A 5,993-nucleotide genomic window follows, 5' to 3' on the forward strand; every position below is an offset into this window, starting at 1 on the left:
ACATTTTCTGTGGGGCCGGGTTTTTCGGGGGGCGGGGGGGGGGGGTGGTGGCGTGGGTTTTCGACGTGCCGATCGCGGGGGCGAGGGTCTCCAGGGTGAACCGGGCGACCCGCAGGTCCTTCTCGATCGTGGCCTGGGCCAGACCCTCGGTGAAGTGCGACTTCTCTGTGCCGCCGGACGGGCCGGCGATCACCAGGTTCTCCGCGCGGCCGATCCACTCCAGGGTGATCAGGGAGTTCTGCGTGGGTTCGGGGATGGTGGAGTCCTCGGGCCGCCAGGACGCGAGGGACTTGCCGGTGGGTAAGTTCGCCGAGCGGCGCCGGAGACGCCTGGTTGCCGCGTCGCGGCCGGTGACCTCCTCGGAGATCACCAGGAGCGGATGACATCCGTGTTCCCGGCCGCGGCGACCGTCAGGTCCAACCCCTTGCCCCCGCCCAGGGTGCCGCGAGCCATGCCGCTGCTGTAGTCGACGACCGCCGCCCCCAGTGCCCCATCGACTCCCGTCATCGTCTCCTTCAGCGACACTTCCACACTCGTCATCGGTTTCCCCTCTGGTTGTCGGCTGCGGCGGGCCGCCCGTTCCGGACCCGCCCTCGTGGCCGCACCGTAGGGTGGCGGGCCCAGTGCCAGGGGCGCCTCTCCATAGGTGACACACAATGATCGAAAGGCGTTCCGCGAAGGTCGCCCGATGGCCAGGAGTGTCCCGCGCGGACGACGCATGTCGGTGACCTTCCGCACCCCGCTGCATTCCGGCCAGTAGTTCCGCCTGGCCGACGCGCTCAGACACTGCAAGCCCGGTGAAGGCGTCGTGCGCGGTACCCGGCGCCTGTTCGACTTGCCCATGTGTCCTCGGCTACCGGTACGCTGCCGCAGAAGCCGCCATCACCCAGCCGAAGCGGCAGTCATCCCGGCGTCCCTTGTCCTCCCTCTTCTACGTGCTGCGCGGCCGACGGCCCGTCCGTCGTCTTCTTCGTGGGCGTCTGCTTCGCCGTAGGCGTCCCACGACCTGAGCCTCACGGCCGGGCATCGCCGTCCGGAGTCCACGTGTCCAGGGAGAGCCACATGTCCACGTTGTCGATCAGACCGGTGCGGAATGCGCCGGCGGCTGCGAATCCGGCCTTCTCGTAAGCCCTGATGGCCCGCGCATTGCTTGCCTGAGTGCCACCGAACAGCACGACGATGCGGCGACCGCTGCTGCGCAGGAAGGCGAGGGTGTCCTTCAGCAGGATGGTGCCAAGCCCCCGGTTCTGCAGATGATCAGCCACAGCCGGGGCGATCCTGCAGTCCTTGTCGTCGTCGAGGACGATGCCCTGGTCCGTATAGCGGCCCTTTTCATCCTGCGGGATCTCAAACTGGACCAGCATGTATCCGACGATATCCCCGACGACTTGTCCGTCAACGTCCTCAGCCAGGACGATGCGCAGGGAGCGTGTCTCCTCGTCGAGTCCCGAGCAGACCTCCTTTGCGTACGCGCGGGTCAGGGGGTGGGGCTTGTAGCGCTTGCGCGTCTGTGCGGACAGCCCTTCCAGGAACTCACCGAAACCCTCGGCGTCCGCCCTGGTCAAGGGTCGTACCACCACAACATGCCCGTCATTGGACGTGATCGCCCGTGCAGGGAACGATGCTGCATCAACTCCGTCCATGCACGGCATGGTAACCGGACCTCTCCAAGACCCATGTCGATATCCCTGATCCGCCGTCAAAGTCCGGCCTGGATTGCGACAATGAAGGGGGGAGGTGGTCATGCCTGACACAGCTGGGGTTGACTCCCTTGAGGCGCTCCGGCAGGCGATCGCCACCCGGACCGCCGTCGTGATCATCGACAGCGACGCCTCGCACGCCCTGAGCGGTGGCTGCCCCGAGGCGGCCTGGCCAGATCTGCTCAGGTCGCTCGTGGACTGGTGTGAGGAGCACGTCGCCGAACTGCCCGGAAGCTGGGCCGAACACGCACGGGCTGCTCTGCGCTGGGGCGCCGAAGGCGAACTCAGCGCGTACAGACTCGTCACCGAACGCCTGACAGACCAGCTCGGCGGCCGCGACGGCGACGCCTACGGCACCTGTCTGCGGGCGACGCTCGGCGCACTGCCTCTCGCACATGCCGAGCCCGCCACAGCGCTGCAGGACTTGCGCATCCCCATCCTGAGCGTCGCCCAAGACGATCTCGTCGAGCGGGCACTGGGGCTGCACGGTCCCGCCGTCACCTGGCGGGATCCCTATCTCGTACGTCATGCCATGGAGTCCGAGGACACGGCGCTGATACATCTCTACGGGCGTTGGGACAGCCCGAGTTCGGTGCTGTTCGGGGTCCAAGAGCCCGAACGTCTTCTGGGCAAGGCAGCCGAGACCTTGCGCCGGCTGATCGTCGGTGACCGGTCGCTCGTCTTCATCGGCTCGGGGGCTGACCCGGCTTTGCGGGTGGTCCGCGACTGGCTGCTCGAGGGCGCGCCAGGCATGGTGGGTCGGCACTACTGGCTGTGTCCGGAACACGTGGGTGACCAGGCACGTGCGGAGACCGCTGGGACGGCCGTGACACCGGTCGTGTATCACGAGGGCGAGTCCGCCTCCGGTCGGACCGAGTCCGGGTTGGTCAGGCTCTTGCGCCGCCTGACCCCGCCCGCCGGGGTTCCGGGCCTGGACAGCAGCACAGCCGACAACGTAGCCGCCGAACCGAGGCCCATCATCGGCAGGGAGGCGCTGCTCGACGAGATCGGCGCCGCGCTCGCGCCCGCCTCGCACGCTCCTTCCATCCTGGTCCTGCGTGGTGCGATGGGGGTGGGAAAGACCCGCCTCGCCCGGGAGTTCGTCCTCCGCAGCCGGCAGGGCGACGACAGCGTGCGCTGGTGGGTTCCCGCAGAACACGTCTCGGGTGCGGAGCAGGCGTACGCGGGCCTCGCTTCGCAGCTGGGCCTGGCGGTCATCAACGACATCGCCCGCACCTGTCAGGCGGTACGGGCTCGGCTTGAGGCGATGGAGGACTGGATGCTTGTCTTCGACAACGTCGAGAGCATCGAGTCGATCCAACACCTCATCCCCGCCGGGGGATCAGGACGTGTGCTGCTGACCACGAGGCTCTCGCAGGACGAGATCGCAGGGCAGTACACGACTGTGACGGTGCCTCCGTTGGCCGTGCCCGACGCAATCACTCTGCTGTGCGCCAAGGACGAGTGGCAGGACCAGGACAGCACGGCGGACCGCCGGCCGGGGGGAGATGCTCCAGGAGCAGGGGCCGTATGGGTCGACGAGGCGATCGAGGTCCTCTGTCGCGAGCTGGACTGCCTGCCTCAGCAGCTGATACCGGCGCGCGAGGAACTGGCCAGGGGCACTTCGCCCCGTCGGCTCCTCGCCGAGCTGCGCCGTCGGCATGCGGGCCACAGTGAGGCGGCCTCGTACGCCATAGCCGTCGACCGGCTGAGCGCGATCTCCTCCGATGCGCTTGATCTGCTGAGGCTGTGCTCCTACCTCGGACCTGGCCCCTTCGACCTGAGGCTGCTCACGGATCTCGCCGGCCGGACCGTGCTTCCCGAAGGCCTACGCACCGCGCTGCGCGACAGCGGGCGGGTCGGTGAACTCGTCCGACACATCGTCTCGACCGGGCTTGCGGACGAGATCGAGGGCCGGTTCGAGCTACACCGCCTGGTGCAGCACTATGTGCGGACCCAAGAGCCGGACGCGGGCGGTGTGGACTGGCACGACATCGCCGTGACCTTTCTGCTTGCCATTTTCCCCGCAGACCCGGCGAACCCGGAATCCTGGCCGCGCTGCGCCGATCTCCTCGAACACGCCCTGAGCGTGGGCGGGGCACGGTTGTCCGGTACCCGGCCAGGACCTCATCAGGTCGAACTGCTCAACCGCTGCGGCATCTATCTCTTCGGGCGGGGCGCCTACGCTTCGAGCGCGGCCATCTTCCGGCGAGCTGCTGCCATGCTGCGCTCACTCTTCGGCCAGGGCGCCGATTACGCCGCCGCTCTCTCGAACCTGGGCCTGTCCAGACTGAACCAAGGTCACCTGGAGCGTAGTCGCCGTCTTCAAGAACGCGCCCTGGACATCCGCACGACTGTGCAGGCCGCGGTCGGGGAGCTGGCCGCCTCGTACAACAACCTCGGATGCGCCCTGCGGGAGCTGGGGGATCTCCACGGCGCGGAGCGGGCGCTGCGCGAGGGGCTGGCACTGGCCGAGGGCGGCGACAGGCTGGAGGTGCGCGCTACACGCTCGAAGATCCTCAACAATCTAGGGGTCATCCGGATGCAGTTGCGGCTGCCCGATTCCCTTGACTTCTTCGAGCAGGCTCTGACGCAGGAGAACGCCCTACCCGGCGACCGGCGGCTGGACGTCGCCATCACCACCAACAACCTGGGCATCGCCCACACCAGCCGGGGCGAGTACCGGGAGGCGGAACGCGCTCTGGGTGAGGCGCTGCTCCGGTTCAAGCAGGTCCTGCCGGACGACCACCCCGACTTCGGCAGTCTCTACAACAATCTGGGTCTGACCTTACGTGGTCAGGGGCGCGCCGCGGAATCTCTGCCGTACTTCGAGCGGGCGCTAGACATCGAGCGCCGCTTCCTCGGCGAGCAGCACCCGGAAGTGGCCGGCACCCTCATCAACATCGGCGTGACCCTGCGCCATCTGCACCGCTATGCCGCGGCCTACCTCCACCAGGAGGAGGCACTCGGGATCTTCGAAGCCGCATACGGCGGCGGCAGCGAGCACCGGCTGCTCGCCTCCACTCACGGGGCGCTCGGCAACATGCTGCGCCGACTCGGCGATGTGCCGGGCGCCATCGAGCATCACCGCAGAGCGCTGGAGATCGAGAGCCTTGCCTATCCGCCCGGAGATTATGAACTCGCCGGTACGCACGACAACTTGGGGCGAGCCCTGCGACACATGGGTGCCATCGACGAGGCAGTCGACCACTTCCGTCAGGCGCTCGACATCAAGCGGCGGCACCTTCCCGACGACGCCGTGGAGACAGCGAAGACCTGGGACAATCTCGGCGTCGCCTACCGCTTCCAGGGTGAGACGGCCAAGGCCGTGCATGCCCACGAACAGGCCCTGTGCATCCGGCGCCGGCACTCGTTGGAGGGTGACGATCGTCAGCTTCACTACTCATTGGTCGCCTACGCCATGGCCTGTCGGCAGCTCGGTCTGCACGATCAGGCGGAACGGGCTCTTCGGGAAGCCGCAGACATGGAGGCACTCTGGTGACCGGGACACCTGGCAGCACCCCCGAGGTACCTGGACACGCCCCGTTCGACCCACCGCTGCGACTTGTGCAGCCACCGCGTCCCGTCGACCCCGAAACCCTGGTGCACCGACTGCTGGAGGTTCTCGAATCGGGGCTCGTGAAATGCGGCCATCGATGGACCACGTTGCTCGAACAGGAACTCAGGTCGCTTTCAAAGGTCGACGAAAGCCATGAGGTCGTCCTCACCGTGTCCGGGACGGCGGCTCTGCGGCTCGCCGCGCTCGCGCTGTCCCCTGGCCGCGGACGCTCGTACCGACGCCGCACGGCCGTGCTGCCCTCGTTCACCTTCGCCGCCACCGGCGAGTTCCTGCGTCAGCTGGACTACGATCTGGTTTTCTGTGACGTCGACCCGCATACATGGACTCTCGACCCGCAGCGCCTCGCGGAAGTTCTCCGGACACGCCGCGTCGACTTGGTGGTGAGCGTAGACGCACTCGGCCATCCCGCCGACTACCCAGCCCTGACCAAGCTCTGCGGCGATGCCGGGGTCCCGCTGCTCGCGGACTCGGCGCCCGCCCTCGGCGCGTATACCGAGGGCATGCCCGTCGGTAGGCAGGCCGATGCCCATGCCTTCTCACTGAGCATGGCCAAGGTCGTCTCCGCGGCCGGGGCAGGCGGCTTCGCGATCCTGCCGACGGGAAGCCGCGAACGCCTGGAGCAGGGGGCGAACTGGATCCGGTCTTCCCTGATGACCGAACCGAACGCGGTGGTCGCCCTGGACCAGTTCCCGCACATCGACGCCATGTTGGCG

Annotated in this window: 5 protein-coding genes; 2 read left to right on the plus strand and 3 right to left on the minus strand. The window is 67.8% G+C overall.

Annotated elements, in window-relative coordinates; translation table 11 throughout:
* From ACFW2E_RS39550 to ACFW2E_RS39560, 3 genes are all read right to left on the minus strand, one after another.
* On the minus strand, positions 1–370 hold a 370-nt coding region (locus ACFW2E_RS39550; RefSeq protein ID WP_384474725.1), incomplete at its 3' end, for an ATP-binding protein.
* Positions 367–540, minus strand: a complete 174-nt coding sequence (locus tag ACFW2E_RS39555; RefSeq protein WP_384474737.1) for a hypothetical protein — start codon at positions 538–540, stop codon at positions 367–369. The genes ACFW2E_RS39550 and ACFW2E_RS39555, both read right to left, overlap by 4 nt.
* Positions 541–1,013: 473 nt before the next feature.
* Positions 1,014–1,643: a GNAT family N-acetyltransferase gene (locus tag ACFW2E_RS39560; protein ID WP_384474728.1), complete on the minus strand. Its 630-nt coding sequence runs from the start codon at positions 1,641–1,643 to the stop codon at positions 1,014–1,016.
* A gap of 100 nt (positions 1,644–1,743) precedes the next feature.
* Between ACFW2E_RS39560 and ACFW2E_RS39565 the strand changes: the two genes are divergently transcribed.
* The gene (locus ACFW2E_RS39565) at positions 1,744–5,202 is read left to right on the plus strand and encodes a tetratricopeptide repeat protein (RefSeq protein WP_384474731.1); all 3,459 of its coding nucleotides are present in this window, start codon (positions 1,744–1,746) and stop codon (positions 5,200–5,202) included.
* A gap of 101 nt (positions 5,203–5,303) precedes the next feature.
* The coding region (locus ACFW2E_RS39570) for a DegT/DnrJ/EryC1/StrS family aminotransferase (protein WP_384474734.1) at positions 5,304–5,993 on the plus strand (690 nt) is incomplete at its 3' end.

Origin of the sequence: Streptomyces sp. NPDC058964, from assembly GCF_042741275.1 — a bacterium.
Classification (GTDB): domain Bacteria; phylum Actinomycetota; class Actinomycetes; order Streptomycetales; family Streptomycetaceae; genus Streptomyces.